This is a genomic window from Kitasatospora sp. NPDC092286 (assembly GCF_044755565.1).
Classification (GTDB): domain Bacteria; phylum Actinomycetota; class Actinomycetes; order Streptomycetales; family Streptomycetaceae; genus Kitasatospora.
In genome coordinates this window covers 1-21,926 of the sequence record NZ_JBIVRD010000022.1, presented here as the reverse complement: position 1 = coordinate 21,926, position 21,926 = coordinate 1, and the positions used below count along the sequence as shown (strand labels likewise).

Sequence of the window (21,926 nt, the reverse complement as noted above, 5' to 3'; positions counted from 1 at the left end):
GGATGTCGCTTCCCGGGGCCCGGAGCCGTGCCGGGCCCCGGGAGCGGCGCCGACTCGACCTGGAGGAACAGGCGATGAAGATCCTGCTCGTGAACATGCCGTGGGGGTCGATCGAGGTCCCCTCCCTCGCGCTGGGGATCCTGCGCACGGCCGCCGAGTCCGGTGGCCACGAGGTCCAGGTCCGGCACGCGAACCTGGACTTCGTCGACTGGGTCGTCGGGCGGACGGCGTTCGGCCTCGGCGACTACACCTACTACTCGACCTCCTCGTACTTCCAGGGCGCCGGCGACTGGGTCTTCTCCAGCGCCCTGTACGACCGGCCCGGCGACGTCGACGCCTTCTCGGCCTTCCTCGCCGCCAACGGCGCCGGGGCGGCGGAGATCGCCATGACCACCGCCCTGCACGGGCTCGCGCCGGAGTTCACGGCCCGGCTCGCCACCGACCTGGCCGGGGAACGGCCGGACGTCGTCGGCTTCACCACCACCTTCCAGCAGAACACCGCGAGCCTGGCCGCCGCCCGGCTGCTCAAGCGGCTGTCGCCGGGCACCCGCATCGTGTTCGGCGGCGCCAACTGCGACGGCGAGATGGGCGCGGCGCTGCACCGGAGCTTCCCGTTCGTCGACCACGTCGTCCGGGGCGAGGGGGAGACGGCGTTCCCGGCCCTGCTGGCCGCCCTCGCCGAGGACGACCCGGGGACCGCCGGGGCTTCCAGGACTTCCAGGACTTCCAGGACTTCCAGGACTTCCGCGGCTTCCGGGGACGACACGCTCGCGGGCATCCCCGGACTCTGCTGGCGGGACGGCTCCGGCACCTCCCGGGCGAACCCGATGTCCCGCCGCCCGCTGGCGCCCGGCCAGATCCTGGCCCCCGCCTACGACGGCTTCTTCGAACGGCTGGACGCCTCCCCGGCGGCGCGCTGGGTGCAGCCGAAGCTGCTCGTCGAGGGCTCCCGCGGCTGCTGGTGGGGCGAGAAGCACCACTGCACCTTCTGCGGGCTCAACGGCTCGTTCATGGAGTTCCGCAGCAAGAGCCCCGACCGCTTCTACGACGAGGTGACCGGGCTGGCCGAGCGCCACCAGGTGCTGGACTTCGTGGTGGTCGACAACATCCTGGACATGGGCTACTTCGACACCGTGCTGCGCCGGCTGGCCGAGTCGGACCACGACATCCGGCTGCACTTCGAGGTGAAGTCCAACCTGCGCCGCCACCAGTTCCAGCTGCTCGGCGAGGCGGGCGCGGTGATGGTGCAGCCGGGGATCGAGAGCCTCAGCACCCCGGTGCTGCGGCTGATGGACAAGGGCGTGACCGGCTGCCAGAACGTCCGCGCGCTGCGCGACGCGCAGAGCGCCGGGGTCAGCTCCTGCTGGAACTACCTGTACGGCTTCCCCGGCGAGGCGGACCAGGACTACCGGGCGGTCATCCGCCAGATCCCGCTGCTGCACCACCTCGAACCGCCGGCCGGGGCGTCCCGGATCGCGATCGAGCGGTTCAGCCCGTACTTCGACAAGCCCGAACTCGGCTTCCCCGACCTGCGACCGGCCCAGCAGTACGCCGAGATCTACCGGCTGCCGGAGAACGAACTCACCGACCTGGCCTATCTGTTCTCCGCCGCGCCGCAGGGCATCGACGAGCCGCTGGCCGCCGAGCTGTCGGCGGCGATCGACACCTGGCACCAGCGGTACCCGGCGAGCCGCCTCACCTACCAGGACCTGGGCACCCGGATCGTGCTGGTCAGCCGCCGGCAGGCCTACGACTGGACGGTCCTCGAACTGTCCTCGCCCGAGCGGCTCGTCCTGTTCCGCCTGCTCGACCAGCCCCGCGGCCTCGCGACACTGACCGCCAGGGCGGGCACCGACGAGCCCACCGTACGGGCGGTGCTGGACGACTGGATCCGGCGGGGCCTGGTCTTCCAGGAGAACGACACCTTCATCCAGGTGGCCGTCGAGGCCGGCAGCCAGGTGCTGTTCCGGCTGGACGACGCCCGGCCCGGCGAGGAGAAGTCCGCAGAGCAGAACGAGCAGCAGGAGGCACGCCATGCCCTCGCAGTTGGCTGAACCGCCGAGCCCGGCCATCACCGTCGAGGCCTGGCGCGACCACGACCCGGCCGCCCGGACCCTGCCCGGCATGGCGCTGGGCCGGCTGGAGCTGGCCGACGCCGCCCGGCCGGACGCCGAACGCCTGTACCGCGCGGGTGCGCGGCACGTCCGCCTCCCGCACCCCGTCGACCTGTGCGCCGCGACGGCGGGCCCGGAGTCCGCGCGGGCCCTCCTGCTGCTGCGCGAACTGACCGGCCGCGGCCTCGCGGTGGACTGGGTCGCCCGCTGCGCCGACGGCTGCGCGGCGGACGGCGCCCTCGGCCACCTCTACCCGCCGAGCCGGATCGAGGGCGCGCCGCCGCAGGCCGCCGGGGCCTGGCGCGCCGGGTACTTCCCGGCCAGGTGCGTCTACCGGCACGGGCCTGGCTTCATCGAGGTCAGGGACCGCCGCTTCGGCCCGCTCGACCTGTTCACCATCGACGAGCCCCACTTCCTCACCGCCGTGGCCGGGTTGCTGGAGGGATCACCCACCGGCACCGTGCCCGACGACGTCCGCGCGGAGCTCGCCGACGCCCGGCTGATCGCCGAACACGCCGGCCGGCTCTGGTGGCTGCCGACCCGCCCCTACCGCTGGCCCCTCGGCTCGCTCGGCCTCTGACCCCGGCGCGCAGGCCCGCCCGGCCCTGCGCCGTCAGTCCAGGCTTCGCCACCCGACCCGGACACCCCGACCCGCGAAGATCCTCAACTCCTTTTGCTTGCACTTGACTTGACGATGCATCAGGCTCAGGGGAAGGGGGCACCACCGGAGGGGGAACCGAACAGATGAGTCCAGGCCGTCGTCTTCGCCACGCCTGCGCCGTTCTCGGCCTGGCCACCGCCCTGTCGATCGGCGCCGGTGGGGTGTTCCCCGCCTCGGCCGCCGGCCCGGAGGGTGTCGTCCGGGGCGCCGGGTCGCCGAACGCCGTCCCGGGCAGCTACCTGGTCGTCCTCAAGGAGCAGGCCGGAGCGGGCGGTTCGCTCCGGAGCGCGGCCCAGGCGCTCGCCCGCTCGTACGGCGGAACGGTCCGGCGGACGTACGACGCGGCGCTGCACGGGTTCGCCGCCGACCTCTCCGCGCGGCAGGCCCGCCGGCTGGCGGCGGACCCGTCGGTCGCCCTGGTCTCGCAGAACCGCCGGGTGCGGGCCGACGACACCCAGCCCGATCCGGAGTCCTGGGGGCTGGACCGGATCGACCACCGGCGGCTCCCGCTCGACCGGCGGTACGACTACCCGGCCACGGCGGGCCGGGGCGTGACCGCGTACATCGTCGACACCGGCGTCCGGGTCACCCAGGAGGAGTTCGAGGGCCGGGCCTCCAACGGCTTCGACGCCATCGACGGGGACAACGTGGCGCAGGACGAGCACGGCCACGGCACCCATGTGGCCGGAACGGTGGCGGGCAGCACCTTCGGGGCCGCGAAGGCCGCGTCCATCGTCGCCGTCCGGGTCCTCGACGACAGCGGATACGGCACCACCGAGCAGGTCGTCGCCGGGATCGACTGGGTGACCGGGCACGCCGTCAAGCCGGCGGTGGTCAACCTGAGCCTGGGCGGCGAGCCGGACGAAGTCCTGGACGCGGCGGTACGCAACTCGATCGCCTCGGGCCTCACCTACGCCGTGGCCGCCGGGAACGACGGCACGGACGCCTCCCAGCACTCCCCCGCCCGGGTGCCCACCGCCCTGACGGTCGGGGCCACCGACCAGGACGACGTCCGCGCGTCCTTCTCCAACTACGGCCCGCTGGTGGACCTCTTCGCACCCGGCGTGGACATCGTCTCGGCCCTGAGCTGGGTCGACGTCGGCGGGATCGGCACCACCATGTCGGGCACCTCGATGGCCACCCCGCATGTGACCGCCGCGGCCGCGCTCCACCTCGCCGCCCACCCGGCCGCCACCCCGGCCCAGGTGGCGGCGGCGCTCACCGCCGCGGCGACCACCGGCTCGGTCCAGGACGCGGGCCCCGGCTCGCCCGACCGGCTGCTCTACACCGGCACCGCGCCGGTGCGGGCGCCCGGGCCGCTCTTCACCAACGGCACCGACGTCGCCATCGACGGCACCGTCGAGTCCGCGATCACCGTCACCGGAGTGCCCGGGCACGCGCCCGCCGACCTGGACGTCCGCCTCGCCATCAAGCACGGCTGGCGCGGGGACCTCACGATCGACCTGATCGCCCCGGACGGCACGGCGTACCGGCTGCGGGACGAGGACATCGCGGACGGCCGCCCGGACCTCACCGCCCTCTACGGCGTGGACGCCTCCGCCCGGACGGCCAACGGGGTGTGGAAGCTGCGGGCGACCGACCGCTACGGCTACTTCCCCGGCTTCATCGACAGCTGGTCCCTGCGGTTCTGACGGTCCCGCCCGGCCCCGACACCCGGGGCCGGGCGGGACCGCGCCCTCGCGACACTCCGACCGAATGCGAAAACCGCCGCGCCGAAGACGGGCGGCGGCGAAAAGTCGCCAAAAAACGCAGAAAGGCCGCTTCCACCGCTCTCGGCGGAAACGACCTCAGACCCGTGCGAACACCGGTCGAGACGGCGACCCCACACCCCCACCGCTCCTCGCCCGGGCGGTCCCTGTGTCCTTCCCGCCCTGAGGGCCGGGTGAGGGCTTCACGATCGCGAGCCGCGAAATCGGGTCTCCTGCTTCAAGTAGCCCCATATCCACCTCCGCCCGGTCGACCTGCCGGCTATTGATCCCGGCACAATCCAGGATACTCCGCGCGGCCGCCATTCGGTCGGCCTTTCCGGCGGGCACCGCGCACAACTCCACCGCGCACACTCCGCTGTGCGCAACGTACAGAAAACGGCCCACCCGCCACAATTCCTCCGCGCGATCCGGAAAGGCGCCCGACAACGGGCACCCGGCCCCGGCGGCCCACCGACGACCCGCGAACCCGCCATCCCTCCGGCACGGGACCCGTCGATCACAATGAGCGATGTGACGGATACACAGCGGGGCGACAACCACGGCGGCGAGCGGGAGAGCGGCGCGCCCAGCCCGTCCGCGCTGCTGCCGACCCTGGACGAGGAGCAGTTGCGGGTGCTGCGCCGGGTCGGCGAGCAGTGGGACCGGGTGGCGGGCGATCCCGAGGCATGGCAGCGCGCCCTGCCGGTCGACCCGGACCTGGGCCGCTACCCCACCGAGGTCCGGCCGGCCAGGTTCGGCCGGTTCGTGCCGATCCCCCCGCTCGACGGCGGGCCGGCCACCGCCGTCGAGGCGACCGAGGACGCCGATGCCGTCCCGTTCTCGCCGCTCGGCCGGGCCGGCTCCCGGCTGCGGCGCGTGCTGTTCGGGGCTCCGCTCAGGAGCACCGCGATCGCCCACGAGCGGATGCGCAAACTGGTGGCGCTGCCGGTGCTCTCCGCCGACGCGCTGTCCTCCGTCGCCTACGGCCCGGAGGCGATGCTGGCGGTCCTCGTCCTCGGCGGCGCGGCCGGGCTGCGCTACGCCCTGCCGGTCGCCGCGACCATCGCCTTCCTGATGCTGGCGGTGGGAGTGTCGTACCGTCAGACGATCCGCGCCTATCCGCACGGCGGCGGCTCGTACGTCGTCGCCGGCGACAACCTCGGCCGGCTGCCGGGGCTGGTGGCCGCCGCCGGGCTGATGACCGACTACATCCTGACCGTCGCCGTCTCGATCGCCGCGGGCGTCGAGGCGATCACCTCCGCGATCCCGTCCCTCACCCCCGACATCGTCCCGATCGGTGTCGGGGTGATCGCCCTGCTGCTCGCCGGCAACCTGCGCGGCATCCGGCAGGCGGGCGTGCTCTTCGCGGCCCCCACCTACGCCTTCATCGCCGCCGTCCTCGCCCTGGTCTGCGTCGGCCTCTACGACGCCGGCGGGCGTGGCTTCCACCCGACGCCGACGCCCGCGCTGACGGCGACCGAGGGCCTCGGCGTGCTGCTGGTGCTCCGGTCGTTCGCCTCCGGCTCCACCGCGATGACCGGCATCGAGGCGATCTCCAACGCCGTCCCGGCCTTCACCCCCGTCACCTGGCGCAACGCCCGGACCACGCTGACCTGGATGGTCGGCCTGCTGATCGCCATGTTCGCGGGCATCATCGCGCTGATCCGGCTCGACGGCATCGTGCCCAGCGGCACCGAGACGGTCCTCTCCCAACTCGCCCACCGCAGCTTCGGGAACGGGGTCCTGTACGTGCTCACGCAGGCGGCGACCGCGGCGATCCTGCTGCTCGCGGCGAACACCGCCTACAACGACTTCCCCCGGGTGCTGTTCCTGCTGGCCCGCGACCACCACGCGCCGCGGCTCTTCCTCCGGCTCGGCGACCGCCTCGCCTTCAGCAACGGGATCCTTCTGCTCTCGGCCGCGGCGACGCTGATCTTCGTCGCGTTCGGCGGCCGGACGGCACCGCTGATCCCGCTGTTCGCCGTCGGGGTCTTCCTCGCCTTCACGCTGTCGCAGGCCGGCATGGTGGTGCACTGGTGGCGCCTGCGCGACCGGCACTGGCGCAAGAGCCTGTTCTTCAACGCCACCGGCTGTCTGCTGTCGGCGGTCGTCTTCATCACCGCGGGGGTCACCAAGTTCACCGAGGGCGCCTGGGTCGCCGTGCTCGCCGTCGGGCTCTTCCTGTTCGTCGCCCTGCGCATCCGGCACCACTACGAGCAGGTCGCCGAGGCCGTCGCGCTGCATCCGCACGCCGTAGAGGTGCCCGGGCGGACCCTCGCCCCGCAGGCCGGCGGGCAGCCGGCCGAACCGGGCCCGCCGCGCGGAGCCGGCCCGGCGGCGGAGGGCGAGGAGGAGAACAGGGCGGCGGAGGACGAGGAGGCGCCCGAGGAGATCCGCCACCTGGCCGTCGTGCCGGTCGCCGCCCTGGACCTCCCCGGCATGCGCGCCCTGGCCTACGCCGCCTCCCTCCAGCAGCCCGTCCTGGCCGTCCACGTCAGTCCCACCGAGGAGGAGGCCGAGCGCTTCCGCGGGTACTGGCGGCTGTGGGGCGACCACCTGCCGCTGGAGGTCATGCTCTCCCCGTACCGCGCGATCGTCGCACCGCTCGTCAACTACCTGGAGGCCCTGCACCGCCAGCGCCCCGACGTCACCCTGACCGTCATCCTCCCGGAGCTCGTCGTCCGGCACTGGTGGCACCGCGTCCTGCACAACCAGCTCGCCGGGCGGCTGCGCCGGGCGCTGCGGAATCTCCCGAAGGTCGTGGTCACCACCGTCCCCTTCCATGTGCGGCCCCGGTCTGTCCGGCCGGGGCCGCACATGCCGAGGGGCCCGCACCGCGCGTGAACGCGGTACGGGCCCCTCGCCGCCGGGCGGGTGGCCCGGTGGAAAGCTCGCTGCCGAAAAGACTACAGCGGGCGGATGTTCTCGGCCTGCGGGCCCTTCTGGCCCTGGGTGAGGTCGAACTCGACCTTCTGGCCCTCAAGCAGCTCGCGGAAACCGCTCGCAGCGATGTTCGAGTAGTGGGCGAAGACGTCGGCGCCGCCGCCGTCCTGCTCGATGAAGCCGAAGCCCTTTTCCGCGTTGAACCACTTCACGGTGCCAGTAGCCATAATAATTTCTCCTTCAAAGGACTGTTCGAAATCCGCACTGTGCGGATATCGAGTCGCCGCGATGAGGACCCGTCCCGGGAAACGACCGGGAAACAAAAATGCGCCTGCGAGGCATCAGCAGGCGCACACAGAGTTCATGGGAACCAAAACTGCAACTACCACGACTGTAGCAGGGTTCGGGCCCGAACGGCGTTTTTCGTGCGCCGGCCGGGTAGGACGCGGGTTCGACCGCCACGGACCGTCACGGACCTCCGCCGGACCGCCACCGGGCTGCCGGCGGACCTCCGCGGGGCCCGCCGCCGGTGCCGGTGCGGGCCACGACCGCCCCCACCGGGTGCCGAAGACACGCCGAGCCGCCGAAAATCGATGCCCAGACACGGTCCAGAACCCCGAAGTTGGGCGCATACTGGCCAGGATGACGAAATCAACCTCACCCCGGCGCCCCCTACCCACCAGTCCCTTCCGCCCAACCCCTCCGGAGCCACTCAAAGAGTTCGCCGTCGGAGACCGGGTCTCCCATGACCAGTTCGGCCTGGGCCGGACCATCGCCGTCGAGGGCGACGGCCAGACCGCCGTCCTCGTCGACTTCGGCTCGCACCAGCAGCGCATCACCCAGCCCTACTCCAAGCTCTTCAAGCTCTAAGGCGCCTGCTACGGCAGGGGTGCCGAGGTCGTCGTGAACGGCCGGGGCCCCGGGAGCGCACACGGCGCTTCCGGGGTCCCGGCCCGACCGGGCCTCAGGAGTGGGCTCCTCCCCGGGTCGAGACGGCGACGTACTGCACCCGCATCGGGTGACCGGGCTCCGTGGCCGGTCCCGCGGTCCCGCCGAGCGCGGCGGGCAGGTGGCCGCCGATCGCCACGTTCAGGATCAGGAACAGGCCGTGGTTCACCGCGCGGTCCCAGGTGGCCGCGTCCATCTGGGTGGCCGTCACCCGGTGGAACTCGCGCCCGTCGAGGTACCAGCGCACCTGTTCCGCGCCGGCCGTCAAGTCGGCCTCCACCGCGTACGAGTGGAATCCCGTCCGGCAGTCGGGGCACGGCTGGTCCCCTGAACCGAGCCCCTGCGGCTCCTTGCAGGGCCCGCCGTCGAGCGTGCCGCAGTGCATCGTCCCGAAGACGGAGTCACGGCCGTTGACGGCCTCCATGATGTCCAGCTCGCCGATCGCCGGCCAGCCGGTGTAGCCGTCGCGCAGCGCGCCGCCGAGGGTCCAGAAGGCCGGCCAGTAGCCCGCCGCCGCGGGCCCGGTGACGTCGGGCAGGGCGATCGAGGCCTCGACCCGCATCACCCCTCCGGGCGGCGGCTTGAGGTCGGCCCGGCGGGACTCGATCCGGCCGGAGCTCCACTGACCGTTCTCCAGGGTGGGGACGATCTCCAGAACGCCCTTGCCGTCGAGGCGGACATTGGCGGTCGAGTCCGTCATCGTCTCGATCTCGCCGGTGCCCCACTGGGCCGCCGGGCAGCCCGGGTAGCAGGTGCCCAGGTCGTACTGCCAGTTCTCGGCCGAGGGGCGGCTGCCCGCCGGGCCGTCGAAGTCGTCCCGCAGGACCGTGGTCCAGCCGTCGGCGCCCGGCGCGGTGCGCGCGGGCACCGCCCCGGCCTCGGTGAGCAGCCGCTCCAGCCGGGGGGTGAGGACGACGGCCGCGACGTTGGTCAGGTGCGCGTCGTCGCGGTACAGCAGGATGCGCTCCAGGACGGCCGGGCAGCTGCGGCCCGAGCCGGGGCAGATGACCGAGTTCACCTCGACCGTCCGCACGCCGGGCAGCCGGCCGGCCGCGATCGCCCCGGCGAGCGGGTCCGGCCACTGGGCTCGGCCGCGGTCGAACTCGCAGGCGGCCGGGTGGTCGGTGTGTCCGGAGACGCAGGCCGGGATGTCCGTTCCGGGGATCGGGGTGTCCTGGAGGTAGACGATCGGCACGCCGAGCGCGCGCAGCGGCGTCAGCGTCTTCTCCCAGGCCTCCAGCAGCAGTTGCTGGTCGTCGGTGTAGCGGTTGAGCGAGGCCACCGCGATCAGCTTGGGCTTGGGGCCGTTCTGCAGCCGGGCCAGGCTGTTCGCCCGCCAGGTGTCGCACTCCCGGTACGTCCGACCCAACTGCGGGTTGACCACGGTCAGTTCCGGCAGCGGGCAGCCCTGCTTGACCAACTCCTCCAGCGCCCAGTGGCGTTCTGCCGCGATGGCCAGCATCGGGGAGAACCACTGGCCGGCGTGCGAGTCGCCGAGCAGGACGATCCGGTCCGGGCTGCTGGTCACGCCGAACAGGCAGGCCGGGCTGGTGGTGCTCTCCGGGGCGACCTCGCACTCGCCGTCCGGCGGGAAGTCCTTGCGGGCCTGGACGGCGTCCGGGACGACCGGACCGCCCTTGAGCGGCCCTGCGGTCCTGGCCAGCAGGGAGGTGCCGTCGGGCGAGCCGGGCGGCAGGCCCTGCAGGTCGACCGGGGCGGCCGGCCCGAGCAGCCGGAGCGTCCCGGTGCCGACGACCAGCGCCAGCACCACCGGGATGACGACCGCCGCGAGGCCCAGCGAGAGGCCCCGCCTGGGGAGTTCGGAGACGGTGCGGTTACGGCGCAGCGGCTGCTCGATCCAGCGCAGCGCCGCCATCGCGGGCAGCGCGGCCGCCACGGTCAGCGCGGTCCTGGCCGGCCAGCCGAGCGTCCCGAGCCGGGCCTCGGCGAGCACGAGCACCGGCCAGTGCCACAGGTAGAGGTTGTAGGAGAGGCGGCCGACGGCGCGCGGGGCCCGGGTGCCGAGCAGCCGGGCCACCCCGAAGCCGCCGCCGTTCGCGGCGGGGGCGCCGTCGCGGTCGGGCGTGCCCGCCAGGACGACCAGGGCGGTGGCGAGGGTCGGGACCAGCGCCGCGTATCCCGGGTAGGGGGTGGTGGCGTCGTACCGGACGACGCACCAGACGATCGCCAGCGCTCCGGCCCAGCCGCAGAGCAGGCGCAGCGGGCGCGGTCCGCGCAGCCGGTGCCAGGGCAGCAGCGCGAGCAGCGCCCCCACCCCGAACTGCCAGCCCCGGGACGGCGTGCCGAGGTACGCCAGCGAGACGGAGCCGTGCGTCCAGTGCAGCGACAGGGCGAAGGAGCCGACGGTCAGCAGCACGGCGACGGCGGTCAGCGCGAGCCGGACGGCCCGCTCGCGGCGGACCGCCCGGACCGCGAGGAACACGACCAGGGCCAGCAGCGGGCCCCAGAAGAGGTAGAACTGCTCCTCCACGGCCAGCGACCAGAAGTGCAGCAGCGGGCTCGGGTCCCGCCCGGCCGCCAGGTAGTCGGTCTGCTGGGCGACGAAGCGCCAGTTGGCGGCGGACAGCGCCGCCGCGAGGACGTCGTACTCCAGGTCGGTGCGGCGCAGCGGGACGGTGAGCCAGGCGCCGGCCAGCGCGACGGCGGCGAGCACCACGGCGGCGGAGGGCAGCAGGCGGCGGGCCCGGCGGGAGAAGAACTCCCCCAGCCGGATCCGTCCGGTGGTGACCGCCTCGCGCAGCAGCAGGCCGGTGATCAGATAACCGGATATGACGAAGAAGATGTCCACGCCGACGAATCCGCCGGCCAGGCCGGGGAGGGAGGCGTGGAAGGCGAGCACCGCGAGCACCGCCACCGCGCGCAGGCCTTCGATGTCGGGGCGGAAGCCCGCGGAGCGGGGCGTCCGGCCCGGGGAGCCGGCGCCCGGGGTATCGGAGCCCCGGGAGCCGGAACCGCCGGGCGGGCGGCCGGGAATGGTGTAGGTCTCCGGACGGATCTCCGGAGCCACGGTCGAGTCCATCGGTGTGACGACCTTTCAACCCAGCCAGGGCAGCATCGGGCTGACCCAGCCGGAGGCGAGCAGGGCGGTGAGCACGAGAGTGACGGTGGCGGCCAGCGCTTCGGGCCAGCGCCTGGGCAGCATGCCGCGACGGGCCTGGCGGGCGGCCCGCGCGTCGGCGCGTGCCGCGGCCCGGGCCGGGTCGGCGGGGCGCAGTTCGGCGACCAGGTCGCGGATCAGCGGGAGGCTGATCTGGCACTGCACCGCGAGGTACAGCCCGAGGCCCCAGTTGGGCAGCCAGCCGTTGCGGGCGACGGCCAGGGCGAGCCCGACGGCGGCGGCGCCCACGGAGACGCAGAGCCAGCCGAGCGAGACCAGGACGACCTGGCGGGCCAGGCCGCCGGGCTTGGCGCGGCCCGCGCCGGTGGGCACCCAGGCGGCGCTGCGGCCGCGCAGGGTGTGCCAGAAGGCGGCGCCGGCGGCCACGCTCATGAGGACGTTGGAGCGGATCACCTCGACCCGCCAGCGGGTCCGGCTGATCCGGGGCAGCAGGACGTGCCAGAGCCAGAGCGGGGCGAGCAGCGGGAGGACGTGCCAGGGCCGGATCTGGTCCGGGTACCAGAACATCATCACCAGCGGCGGCAGCGGGGCCGCGAAGATGTTGACGGCGGTGGTCAGGTAGCCGACGACGCCCTCGTAGAAGCAGAACCGCATCCGCCAGGGCGCGCGGATCCGCTTGAGGACGGGCGTGCCGAGCAGGTGCAGGTTGCCCATCGCCCAGCGGTACTGCTGGTTGACGAAGGACGCGAGGTTGTCGGGCGAGGTGCCCTTGGCGACCAGGACCGGCACGTAGAGGGTGCGGAACCCCTGCTCGTAGAGGGAGAGCCCGGTGAACAGGTCCTCGCTGTGGTCGAGTTTGGCGAAGCCGCCGGCGGCGTCGATCGCGGAGCGCCGGTAGACGGCGTTGCTGCCGCAGCAGATGGCGGCGTCGCTGGCGTCCCGGGAGGGCTGGATCCAGCGGAAGAACCACTCCTGGGCCGAACCGGCGGCGCGCTGGATCCAGCCCATCGTCTCGTCGGTGTCGAAGCACTGCGGGCTCTGCACGATGCCGATCCTGGGGTCGGCGAAGTACGGCACCAGGTGGCGCAGGAAGTCCGGCCGGGGCGCGAAGTCGGCGTCCAGGATGGCGATGTACTCGGCCTTGCTCCGGGTGAGCGCGTGGTTGAGGTTGCCGGCCTTCTTGAGGTGTCCGCGGTCGGGGCGGACGACGTACTCGAAGCCGTGCGCGGCCGCCAGTCCGGCGACCTCGGTGCGGTCGGCGTCGTCCAGGACCCAGACGGTCAGCGCGCCGGGCCAGTCGACGGCCGAGACCGCGCGGTAGGCGTTCTCCAGGACGTCGAGCGGCTCACCGCAGGTCGGCAGATAGAGGTCGACGGTCGGCAGTTCCGCCGGTTCCCAGGCGTTGACCAGCACCTCGTGCGACTGCCGGGTGAGCCGGCGCTGGCGCAGGCTGTTGACCGAGGACAGCGCGAGCGCGACGAGGTTGAGCACGAGGACGGCGAGAAAGGCCCACAGGGCCGGGGTCCGCAGCGAGAAGGTGAGCATGGTCGCCGCGGTGAACACGAAGGCGAGCGACGTGCAGATCAGCACCCAGCGGCGCTGTGGCCCGAAATACCAGTAGAGCTCCCGGTCGGAAGGTGGTTGAGGAAGGTGATGGATAGTCATGGGGCCCCCACAGCCGCGTGTCTGACAGCATCCTGGGGCCACCGTACCGCAATTGGTATAGACCATTGGACCATGGACCAGGGCCGGAAGTCCCCGGCACCGCGACCGCCCACACTCCGTGATCATTTCACCGTCCGGACCGGTGCCCGGCGGGAATCAGCAGGTCGCGCGGGGGTTAACAGTCGTCCAACTTCCCTGCGGGGCCGCCCTGCGGGCCGCAGCGGCGGGGCCGGGACCTGACGCTCGGTAATGAGCGGACAAGTCGTCAAAGCGGGTTCGTCCGGGGGGAGGCGGGCCGAGGACGGCGTGGCGGACCGGCATGCCCGGCACGGACCGGCCGGGCGGCGGCGACCGGGCGGCAGAACGCACCGACGGGTCCCCGATCCGGGTGCCGGGATCTCCCGCGCCGGGGAATTCGGCCGGGCGGCCCGCTGACGGAGGCGAGCGGGCGGGCCCGGGAGCAGCGGTTCGAGCGGACTCCGTGGTGGCCGTCGGCAGCAGCCCCACGCTGCCGACCCGAGGGGGGGGGCACCTCCCGCCCCGAGGTCGTGCTCCCGGAGAGCTACGGCACGCACGGCAGCTGCATGTCGATCGTCCTCGAAGCGGCCTGAGCCGTTCGAGGACGGGGCCGCGTGAGACCACACGTACGACGGCCCCGGCCCGACGGTCCCGGATTCCGGGGACCGTCGGGCCGGGGCCGCCGTACGTGCGCGGGCGGTCGCGCCCGCACACGGTCACTTCGCCGCGAAGGCCTTCTCGATGTCCTGGACGACCTTCTCGACCGCGATCGGGCCGGAGCTGCTGCTCCACACCTGGCCGTCCACGCCCGCGACCTGGCCGTTCCCGACGGCCTTCAGCCGGGTGAAGGCGTCCTGCTTGCGGGCGGCCTCCAGGGCCTTCTCGCCCTCGGCGTTGAGGGTGGCGACGAAGATGCGGTCGGCGTCGGCCTTGCCCAGGTTCTCCAGCGACAGCGGGTCGGAGTGCGGCTGGGCGCCCAGGCCGTCGGCGATCGGCAGGGTGGTGGCGCCGGCCTTCTTGAGCATGGCACCCGGCATGTTGGCCGAGTTCATCACGATCGGGCCGTTCGGCATCCATCGCATGACCACGGCGGAGCCGGTCTTCCCCTCGCCGGCCTTCTCGGCGCGCTTGTCCAGGGCGTCGAGCTTGGTGTCCAGGTCGGCCTTGTGGCCCAGCGCCTCGCCGTAGACATCGAGCACCGCCCGCCAGTCGCCGGCCTTGGGCACGACGGTGGGCGCCACCGCGGAGAGCTGGTCGTACTGGGACTTCTCGATCCCGGCGGCGGTCAGGATCAGGTCCGGCTTGGTGTTCAGGATGGCCTCGATGTTGGGCTCCTTCACCGTGGCGACCAGCGGGATGCTCGCGGCGTCCAGGTAGGCGGGCGCGGTGTTGCCGCCGCGGCTGGCGCTGGTGCCCACGGGGGTGACACCCAGGGAGAGCGCGGTGTCCAGGGGGGTGTCGCCGAGGGCGACGACCCGCTTGGGCTCGGCGGGCACCTCCACCGCGCCGAAGGCGGTGGTGACGGAGCGGCGGCCGTCCTTGGCCGAGTCGCCACTGCCACCCGCGGAGTCCCCCGACCCTGAGGAGCCGCACGCGGTCAGGCCCAGGGAGAGGGCGCCGATCACGGCCGCGCCGAGGAGGGACTTCGTAAAGCGGGTGCCAAGCATGAGCGATCTCCGAGCAATGATAGTTTATGGACGAATCACTTGTGAGGTTAGCCTAACCATAGATCAGGCCCTGACGGGGAGGCCCGGTGTGACATTCCGATCAATCCTGCTGCGCGGTCTGCTGCCGGCCGGAGCGATACTGCTGGCCGCCGTTCTGGCGAGCCTGCTGCTCGGCGCCGGCGATGTCGGACCGTCCCGGGCCGCCGCCGCCCTGCTCGGCGGCGGCGACCCGGACTCCCGCTTCACCGTGTTCGACCTGCGACTGCCCCGCACCGCCGTGGCCCTCGCCGTCGGCGCCGCCCTCGGCGTAGCGGGCGCCGTCCTCCAGGCCGCCGCCCGCAACCCGCTGGCCGAACCGGGCCTGCTCGGGGTGAGCACCGGCGCCTCCTTCGCCGTGGTGGTGGCCATCGTGTCGGGCGCCAGCGCGGCCACCGTCGGCCCGTACGTCGCGGTGCTCGGCGCCGCCGCCGGCTGTCTGCTGGCCCTGGGCGCCGCCCGGCTGCGCGGCACCGGCGACGACCCGGTCCGGCTGGTCCTGGCCGGCGCCGCCTTCAGCGGACTGCTGACCGCCGGCTCCTCCGTCCTGCTGCTGGCCGACGCGCGGGCCGCCGACGAGATCCGCTTCTGGACCATCGGCTCGGTCGCCGGCCGCGGCACCGACCAACTCCTCTCCGTGCTGCCGATCCTGCTGCTCGGTCTGGTCCTGGCCGCGGCCGTCAGCCCGTCCCTGACCGCCCTCAGCCTCGGGGACGACGTCGCCACCGGCCTGGGCCACCGGCCCCGGCGGGCCCGCGCCCTCGCGATGACCGCCGTCGCCCTGCTGGTCGGCGCCGCCACCGCGGTGGCCGGCCCGGTCTCCTTCGTCGGTCTGGTCGTGCCCTTCGCCGCCCGTGCCCTGGTCGGCCCCGACCTGCGCCGCCTGCTCGCGGTGTCCGTCCTGCTGGGACCGGCCGTGGTGCTGGCCGCCGACGTCGCCTCCCGGCTGGTCGCCCGCCCCTACGAGATGCCCCTCGGCGTGATGACCGCCCTGTTCGGCGCACCCGTCCTGGTCGCCGTCGTCCGCTCGCACAGATTGCCCTCGCTGTGAAGACGCTCCCCGCCCCGGCCGCCCCCCGGCCGGCCGCCGTGTCCGCGCCACCCCCCGGCACCCGGCTGATCGGGGTGCGCGGCCACTCGGTCCTCGTCCCCGTCCGCGCGCTGCTCGGCTGCACCGCGCTGCTGGCCGTCGCCGTCGCCGTCACCGCCGTCTATCTGGCGGTCGGTGAGACCGTCCTCAACCCGCTGGACGCCCTGCGCGCGGCCTTCGGCAACGGCTCCCCCCGCGACGTGCTGGTGGTGGAGAAGCTGCGGCTGCCCCGCGCCGAGGCCGGACTGGCCGTCGGCGCCGCCCTCGGCGCCGCGGGCTGTCTGCTGCAGAGCCTCGCCCAGAACCGGCTGGCCACCCCGGACACCATCGGCCTCAACGACGGCGCCACCGCCTTCGCCGTCGCCTCGGTCACCGGCACCGCCACCCAGCTGCTGCCCTCCGCCGCCGCCCTCACCGGCGCCACCACCGCCGCGGTGCTCGCCCTCGCGCTCGGCGGCGGCGCGGGCCGCAACGGCTACCGCTTCCTGGTGGTCGGTCTCGGGATCGGCGCGGTCTTCGGCGCCGTCACCGACCTGATGCTCTCCCGGGCCGCGATCGACTCCGCCAACGCCGCCTTCGCCTGGACGGTGGGCACCCTCAACAGCCGCGACGCCGACGCCGTCGGCTACCTGGGCATCGGCCTGCTGGTCTGCCTGCCGGTGGCCGTGCTGCTCGGCCGCCGGCTGGCCCTGCTCCGGTTCTCCGAGGCCGTCGCCACCGGGCTGGGCGTCCGGGTCCGCGGCCTGCGGATCGCCGTCCTGCTCACCGCCGTGGTCTGCGCGGGGCTGGCCGTGGCCGTCGCCGGACCGCTCGGCATGATCGCCCTGGCCGCCCCCGAGGCCGCCCGCCGGATCGCCGGACCGCGCTGCGCGGTCCCGGTCCTCACCTCGGCCGCCGCGGGCGCCGTCCTCGTGCTGCTCGCCGACCTGATCGGCCGCACCGCCCTGGCGCCGCTGGAGGTGCCGGTCGGCCTGGTCACCGCCGTCGTGGGCGGCCCCTACCTGCTGTGGCTGCTGCTCACCACCCGTACCCGGAGGACCGCATGACCGCCCCCACCGCCACCGACGCCGCTGCCGCTCCGGGTGCTCCGGGTGCTCCGGGCAGCACCGACAGCGGCACCGCCCCCCGGCTGGAGGCCAGCGCGCTCACCCTGGGCCACGACCGCACCACCGTGGTGCACGAACTCGACCTCCGGCTGCCGTCCCGGCAGGTGACCGTCATCGTCGGCCCCAACGGCTGCGGCAAGTCCACCCTGCTCAGTGGCCTGGCCCGCACCCTCGCCCCCCGCTCCGGCGCCGTCCTGCTGGACGGCAAGCCCCTGCCCTCGCTGTCCACCCGCGCGATCGCCCGCATCATCGGCCTGCTGCCGCAGTCCGCCACCGCCCCGGACGGGCTGACCGTCCGGGACCTGGTCCGCTACGGCCGCCAGCCGCACCAGGGGCTGCTGCGGCAGTGGTCCGCCGGCGACGCCGAGGCGGTGGAGCGCGCCCTGACCGCCGCCGACCTGCACGACCTGGCCGACCGCCCGCTGGACACCCTCTCCGGCGGGCAGCGGCAGCGCGCCTGGATCGCCATGGCCGTCGCCCAGGACACCGACATCCTGATGCTGGACGAACCCACCTCGGCCCTGGACATGGGCCACGCCCTGGAGGTGCTGGAGATGGTGCGCGGTCTGGCCGACCGCGGCCGCACCGTCATCCTCGTCCTGCACGACCTCACCACCGCCTGCCGCTACGCCGACCACATGGTCGCCATGCGCGACGGCCGGGTCGCGGCCCAGGGCGCGCCCCGCGACATCGTCACCCCCGACCTGGTGCGCGAGCTGTACGGGGTGGAGAGCGCGATCCTCACCGACCCGGTCCACGGCACACCCGTCGTCTGCCCCGTCGGCCTGGCCTCCCGCCCCACCGCCCCGACCGGCTGAGGGCCCGTCCGGCGGCGCCGGCCCGCTCCCCGCACAGCCCTGGCGATCTTGCCCGGGCTGTGCGGGGGCACCAGGGCGTGTCTGGCAATTCTCGGCGGATCAGCGTGCGGCGTTGGGGTGCGTGCATCGCAAGGCCGCCCCGCCCGCAGGCCGTGGCTGAGCCGGCGTGCCCGGAGCGGTGGGCAGGCCCCTCGGGCGAGGAGGGAGAGGCGGCCGTCCCCCACCGGGCCCCTCTCCCTCCTCTTGCCGGCTCCCGCCCTCTTGCCCGTGTCCGGCGCGCCCGGGCCCTGCGGAGCGGGGCGACGCGCACTCGCGGTGCGGGCCCCGGTCAGGCGCCGACGTAGGCCGCGAGGTGCTCGCCGGTGAGGGTGGAACGGGCGGCGACGAGGTCGGCGGGTGTGCCCTCGAAGACGATCCGGCCGCCGTCGTGACCGGCGCCGGGGCCGAGGTCGACGATCCAGTCGGCGTGCGCCATGACCGCCTGGTGGTGCTCGATGACGATGACCGACTTGCCGGAGTCGACGAGCCGGTCGAGCAGACCGAGCAGCTGCTCGACGTCGGCCAGGTGGAGGCCGGTGGTCGGCTCGTCGAGGACGTAGACGCCGCCCCTCTCGGTCATGTGGGTGGCCAGCTTGAGCCGCTGCCGCTCGCCGCCGGACAGCGTGGTGAGCGGCTGGCCGAGGCTGAGGTAGCCGAGCCCGACGTCGGCGAGCCGGCCGAGGATGGTGTGCGCGGCCGGCGTGCGCGCCTCGCCGGCGCCGAAGAACTCCTCGGCCTCGGTCACCGACATCGCGAGCACCTCGCTGATGTCGCGGCCCCCGAGGTGGTGGTCCAGCACCGACGCCTGGAACCGCTTCCCCTCGCACTCCTCGCAGACGGTGGCGACGCCGGCCATCATGGCCAGGTCGGTGTAGATGACACCGGCGCCGTTGCAACTGGGGCAGGCACCGGCGGAGTTGGCGCTGAACAGGGCCGGCTTCACACCGTTGGCCTTCGCGAACGCCTTGCGGATCGGGTCGAGCAGCCCGGTGTACGTCGCCGGGTTGCTCCGCCGCGAGCCGCGGATCGCGCCCTGGTCGACCGACACCACACCCGCGCCGGCCGGCCCCGAACCGCTGGCCGGCGACCCATTGGCCAGCGACCCGTGCACGAGCGAGCTCTTGCCGGAGCCGGCGACACCGGTCACCACGACAAGCACCCCGAGCGGTATGTCGACGTCGACGTCGCGCAGGTTGTGCGTCGTCGCGCCGCGGATCTCCAGCGTGCCGGTGGGCTTGCGCACCGTCTCCTTGAAGACGGCCCGGTCGTCGAGATGGCGGCCGGTGAGGGTGCCGCTGGCCCGCAGCCCCTCCACGGTGCCCTCGAAGCAGACGGAGCCGCCCGCCGCACCGGCGCCGGGACCGAGGTCGACGACATGGTCGGCGATCGCGATCGTCTCCGGTTTGTGCTCCACGACGAGCACCGTGTTGCCCTTGTCCCGCAGCCGCAGCAGCAGGGCGTTCATCCGCTGGATGTCATGGGGGTGCAGGCCCGTGGTGGGCTCGTCGAAGACGTAGGTCACATCGGTCAGCGAGGAGCCGAGGTGGCGGATCATCTTGACGCGCTGCGCCTCGCCGCCCGACAGCGTGCCCGACGGCCGGTCCAGCGAGAGGTAACCCAGCCCGATCTCCACGAACGAGTCGAGGGTCTGCTGCAAGGTGGCGAGCAGCGGCGCCACCGACGGCTCGTCGAGGCCGCGGACCCAGGTGGCGAGGTCGCTGATCTGCATCGCGCACGCGTCGGCGATGCCGACCCCGCCGATCAGCGACGACCGGGCCGCCTCGCTGAGCCGGGTGCCGCCGCACTCGGGGCAGGCCGTGAAGGTGACCGCCCGGTCCACGAACGCCCGGATGTGCGGCTGCATCGCCTCCCGGTCCTTGGCGAGGAATGACTTCTGGATCTTGGGTATCAGCCCCTCGTAGGTGAGGTTGATGCCGTTGACCTTCACCTTGGTCGGCTCGCGGTGGAGGAAGTCCCGCAGCTCGGTCTCGGTGTAGTCGCGGATCGGCTTCTTCGGGTCGAGGAAGCCCGACTCGGTGAAGATCCGCACGGTCCAGTGGCCGTCCGTGGTGTAGCCGGGGACGGTGATCGCGCCCTCGGCGAGCGACTTGGAGTCGTCGAAGAGCTGGGTGAGGTCGATGTCGGAGACGGTGCCCCGGCCTTCGCAGCGCGGACACATGCCGCCGGTGCGGGTGAAGGTCTGCTTCACGGTCTTGGCGGCCCCGCGTTCGACCGTGATCGCACCGCTCGCCCGGACCGAGGGGACGTTGAAGGCGAACGCGCCGGGCGAGCCGATGTGCGGCTGCCCGAGCCGGCTGAAGAGGATGCGCAGCATCGCGTTGGCATCGGTGGCGGTGCCGACCGTGGAGCGGGGGTCGGCGCCCATCCGCTGCTGGTCGACGATGATCGCGGTGGTCAGCCCTTCGAGCACGTCGACCTCGGGCCGCGCCAGCGTCGGCATGAAGCCCTGCACGAAGGTGCTGTAGGTCTCGTTGATCAGCCGCTGCGACTCCGCGGCGATCGTGTCGAACACCAGGGAGCTCTTGCCCGAGCCGGAGACGCCGGTGAACACCGTCAGCCGGCGCTTCGGGAGCTCGACGCTGAGGTCCTTGAGGTTGTTCTCGCGCGCACCGTGCACGCGGATCAGATCGTGGCTGTCGGCACCGTGCAGCACAGGCGACTGCGGGTCCGTCCTCGTGGCCCTGCTCATCGTCTCTCCCTCTCTTACGCTCTCTTGCGCGAGGCCGCCTTCGCGGCTCCGTCGGCGTCGCCCGGCTCGATCCGGCCGGCTTCGCGCAGTACGTTCTTCTCCCCCGGCGGCGCGGTCGCGGCGGCGGTCCGCCGGCGGTCCGATCGGCGGTGGCGGCCGGCGGGGTCGGCCAGGGGTGGCGCGACCCCGGTCGGCTGACGCCGGCCGGGGTCGCTCCCAGCACAAGAACCAGGGCATCCACGCCTTCGGTCCGTGGCCCCTCCGGCGCCGACCACGCGGCGCGGGGTCCGCCGCAAGGGTAACGCCCGGTTCCCGGGGCCGGAGCCTACTGCTTGCGCGGCTGGCTGAAGCGGAGCATGTTACCGGAAGGGTCGCGGAAGGCGCAGTCGCGGACGCCGTACGGCTGGTCGATCGGCTCCTGCAGCACCTCGCCGCCCGCGGCGCTGATGCGCTCGAAGGTGGCGTCGCAGTCGTCGGTGCTGAAGATGACGCCGCGCAGCAGGCCCTTCGCCAGCAGCTCCGCCATGACGGCCTTGTCGGCGGACGAGGCGTTCGGGTTCGCGAGGGGCGGTTCGAGGACGATGTCCACATCGGGCTGCGACGGCGCGCCGACGGTCACCCAGCGCATCCCCTCGAACTTGACGTCGTTGCGCACCTCCAGGCCGAGAACGTCCCGGTAGAAGGCGAGCGCCCGGTCGTGGTCGTCAACGGCGATGAAGCACTGTGAAAGTCTGATGTTCATGCGCTTCACGCTACGGGCGGGGCACGCGTTTCGCTTCTCCATTCCTGACCGGTCGTGTGTGGATCTTGGCGATGCAGGCCGGGATGGCGGCGCCCTCGTCATGGCTGCGGGCCCGGTACGAGCTCGGGCTCTCGCCGACCAACTCGGTGAACCGCGAGCTGAACGACCCCAGCGATGTACAGCCGACCGCGAAGCAGACCTCCGTCACCGACAGGTCGCCGCGCCGCAGCAGCGCCTTGGCCCGCTCGATCCGGCGCGTCATCAGGTAGCTGTACGGCGTCTCCCCGAAGGCGGCGCGGAAGCTGCGGGAGAAATGGCCCGGCGACATGAGGGCGGTACGCGCCAGCGCCGGAACGTCGAGCGGCTCCGCGTAGTCACGGTCGATCAGGTCACGGGCCCGGCGCAACCGGACAAGGTCCTCCAACGTCACACACCCACCATCCCACAGCGGCCGTGCCCTGCGCGTGATGCCGTAAATACACAGCAATACACGGCCGTAAACGCAGAGAACCCCCACCCGGAATCGGGTGGGGGTTCTCTGGAATAATTGTTCGGCGGCGTCCTACTCTCCCACAGGGTCCCCCCTGCAGTACCATCGGCGCTGTGAGGCTTAGCTTCCGGGTTCGGAATGTAACCGGGCG

At 73.2% G+C, this 21,926-nt stretch carries 15 protein-coding genes and 1 rRNA gene; 8 read left to right on the top strand and 8 right to left on the bottom strand.

Features of this window, described 5'->3' with window-relative positions; translation table 11 throughout:
- Positions 1 to 74 precede the first annotated feature (74 nt).
- The 4 genes from ACIQIB_RS22485 (at position 75) to ACIQIB_RS22470 (ending at position 7,328) form a co-directional block, all read left to right on the top strand.
- Positions 75 to 2,054, top strand: coding sequence for a RiPP maturation radical SAM C-methyltransferase (locus ACIQIB_RS22485; RefSeq protein ID WP_400760019.1), 1,980 nt, complete (start codon positions 75 to 77; stop codon positions 2,052 to 2,054).
- Entirely contained in the window at positions 2,035 to 2,694 is a 660-nt protein-coding gene (locus ACIQIB_RS22480) for a DUF5825 family protein (RefSeq protein ID WP_400760017.1), read from the top strand. The genes ACIQIB_RS22485 and ACIQIB_RS22480 overlap by 20 nt, the downstream gene beginning before the upstream one ends.
- A 164-nt stretch (positions 2,695 to 2,858) precedes the next feature.
- A complete protein-coding gene (locus tag ACIQIB_RS22475; protein ID WP_400760015.1) occupies positions 2,859 to 4,427 on the top strand; it encodes a S8 family peptidase in 1,569 nt (522 codons plus the stop codon).
- A gap of 981 nt (positions 4,428 to 5,408) precedes the next feature.
- The gene (locus ACIQIB_RS22470) at positions 5,409 to 7,328 is read left to right on the top strand and encodes an APC family permease (protein ID WP_400650345.1); all 1,920 of its coding nucleotides are present in this window, start codon (positions 5,409 to 5,411) and stop codon (positions 7,326 to 7,328) included.
- 62 nt (positions 7,329 to 7,390) lie between these two features.
- Here ACIQIB_RS22470 and ACIQIB_RS22465 read toward each other — a convergent pair whose 3' ends face one another.
- Positions 7,391 to 7,594: a cold-shock protein gene (locus ACIQIB_RS22465; RefSeq protein WP_363604223.1), complete on the bottom strand. Its 204-nt coding sequence runs from the start codon at positions 7,592 to 7,594 to the stop codon at positions 7,391 to 7,393.
- Positions 7,595 to 8,009: 415 nt separating this feature from the next.
- On the opposite strand from ACIQIB_RS22465, the gene ACIQIB_RS22460 reads away from it, so the two are divergent.
- Positions 8,010 to 8,237: a hypothetical protein gene (locus tag ACIQIB_RS22460; RefSeq protein WP_363604221.1), complete on the top strand. Its 228-nt coding sequence runs from the start codon at positions 8,010 to 8,012 to the stop codon at positions 8,235 to 8,237.
- A gap of 94 nt (positions 8,238 to 8,331) precedes the next feature.
- Here ACIQIB_RS22460 and ACIQIB_RS22455 read toward each other — a convergent pair whose 3' ends face one another.
- The 3 genes from ACIQIB_RS22455 to ACIQIB_RS22445 form a co-directional block, all read right to left on the bottom strand.
- Positions 8,332 to 11,355, bottom strand: coding sequence for an acyltransferase family protein (locus ACIQIB_RS22455; RefSeq protein ID WP_400760012.1), 3,024 nt, complete (start codon positions 11,353 to 11,355; stop codon positions 8,332 to 8,334).
- 15 nt (positions 11,356 to 11,370) lie between these two features.
- Entirely contained in the window at positions 11,371 to 13,059 is a 1,689-nt protein-coding gene (locus ACIQIB_RS22450) for a cellulose synthase catalytic subunit (RefSeq protein WP_363604218.1), read from the bottom strand.
- Positions 13,060 to 13,793: 734 nt separating this feature from the next.
- Positions 13,794 to 14,744, bottom strand: coding sequence for an ABC transporter substrate-binding protein (locus ACIQIB_RS22445; protein WP_363604217.1), 951 nt, complete (start codon positions 14,742 to 14,744; stop codon positions 13,794 to 13,796).
- Positions 14,745 to 14,832: 88 nt separating this feature from the next.
- Here ACIQIB_RS22445 and ACIQIB_RS22440 point away from each other — a divergent pair, with 88 nt between their 5' ends.
- The 3 genes from ACIQIB_RS22440 to ACIQIB_RS22430 are packed head-to-tail and all read left to right on the top strand — an operon-like array spanning position 14,833 to position 17,794.
- Complete coding sequence (locus ACIQIB_RS22440; protein ID WP_363604216.1) at positions 14,833 to 15,831, top strand: iron ABC transporter permease; 999 nt, start codon at positions 14,833 to 14,835, stop codon at positions 15,829 to 15,831.
- Positions 15,828 to 16,916, top strand: coding sequence for an iron ABC transporter permease (locus tag ACIQIB_RS22435; RefSeq protein WP_363604214.1), 1,089 nt, complete (start codon positions 15,828 to 15,830; stop codon positions 16,914 to 16,916). Before ACIQIB_RS22440 ends, ACIQIB_RS22435 begins: the two co-directional genes overlap by 4 nt.
- A complete protein-coding gene (locus tag ACIQIB_RS22430; protein ID WP_363604212.1) occupies positions 16,913 to 17,794 on the top strand; it encodes an ABC transporter ATP-binding protein in 882 nt (293 codons plus the stop codon). Before ACIQIB_RS22435 ends, ACIQIB_RS22430 begins: the two co-directional genes overlap by 4 nt.
- 328 nt (positions 17,795 to 18,122) lie before the next feature.
- Here the strand turns inward: ACIQIB_RS22430 and ACIQIB_RS22425 are convergent, their stop codons facing one another.
- The 4 genes from ACIQIB_RS22425 to rrf form a co-directional block, all read right to left on the bottom strand.
- A complete protein-coding gene (locus ACIQIB_RS22425; protein WP_400760009.1) occupies positions 18,123 to 20,543 on the bottom strand; it encodes an ATP-binding cassette domain-containing protein in 2,421 nt (806 codons plus the stop codon).
- 325 nt (positions 20,544 to 20,868) lie between these two features.
- Positions 20,869 to 21,285 (bottom strand): VOC family protein, encoded by a 417-nt coding sequence (locus tag ACIQIB_RS22420; RefSeq protein ID WP_363604209.1) that lies wholly within the window; start codon positions 21,283 to 21,285, stop codon positions 20,869 to 20,871.
- A 10-nt stretch (positions 21,286 to 21,295) separates the two neighbouring features.
- The gene (locus ACIQIB_RS22415) at positions 21,296 to 21,715 is read right to left on the bottom strand and encodes a helix-turn-helix transcriptional regulator (protein WP_363604207.1); all 420 of its coding nucleotides are present in this window, start codon (positions 21,713 to 21,715) and stop codon (positions 21,296 to 21,298) included.
- Positions 21,716 to 21,834: 119 nt separating this feature from the next.
- Positions 21,835 to 21,926 (bottom strand): 5S ribosomal RNA (rrf, locus tag ACIQIB_RS22410); the annotation flags it as partial.

Excerpts from the sequence above, each read along its gene's own strand:
- ACIQIB_RS22485 (WP_400760019.1), top strand. The coding sequence starts at position 75 with ATGAAGATCCTGCTCGTGAACATGCCGTGGGGGTCGATCGAGGTCCCC.
- ACIQIB_RS22480 (WP_400760017.1), top strand. The coding sequence starts at position 2,035 with ATGCCCTCGCAGTTGGCTGAACCGCCGAGCCCGGCCATCACCGTCGAG.
- ACIQIB_RS22475 (WP_400760015.1), top strand. The coding sequence starts at position 2,859 with ATGAGTCCAGGCCGTCGTCTTCGCCACGCCTGCGCCGTTCTCGGCCTG.
- ACIQIB_RS22470 (WP_400650345.1), top strand. The coding sequence starts at position 5,409 with ATGCGCAAACTGGTGGCGCTGCCGGTGCTCTCCGCCGACGCGCTGTCC.
- ACIQIB_RS22465 (WP_363604223.1), bottom strand. The coding sequence starts at position 7,594 with ATGGCTACTGGCACCGTGAAGTGGTTCAACGCGGAAAAGGGCTTCGGC.
- ACIQIB_RS22460 (WP_363604221.1), top strand. The coding sequence starts at position 8,010 with ATGACGAAATCAACCTCACCCCGGCGCCCCCTACCCACCAGTCCCTTC.
- ACIQIB_RS22455 (WP_400760012.1), bottom strand. The coding sequence starts at position 11,355 with ATGGACTCGACCGTGGCTCCGGAGATCCGTCCGGAGACCTACACCATT.
- ACIQIB_RS22450 (WP_363604218.1), bottom strand. The coding sequence starts at position 13,059 with ATGACTATCCATCACCTTCCTCAACCACCTTCCGACCGGGAGCTCTAC.
- ACIQIB_RS22445 (WP_363604217.1), bottom strand. The coding sequence starts at position 14,744 with ATGCTTGGCACCCGCTTTACGAAGTCCCTCCTCGGCGCGGCCGTGATC.
- ACIQIB_RS22430 (WP_363604212.1), top strand. The coding sequence starts at position 16,913 with ATGACCGCCCCCACCGCCACCGACGCCGCTGCCGCTCCGGGTGCTCCG.
- ACIQIB_RS22425 (WP_400760009.1), bottom strand. The coding sequence starts at position 20,543 with ATGAGCAGGGCCACGAGGACGGACCCGCAGTCGCCTGTGCTGCACGGT.
- ACIQIB_RS22420 (WP_363604209.1), bottom strand. The coding sequence starts at position 21,285 with ATGAACATCAGACTTTCACAGTGCTTCATCGCCGTTGACGACCACGAC.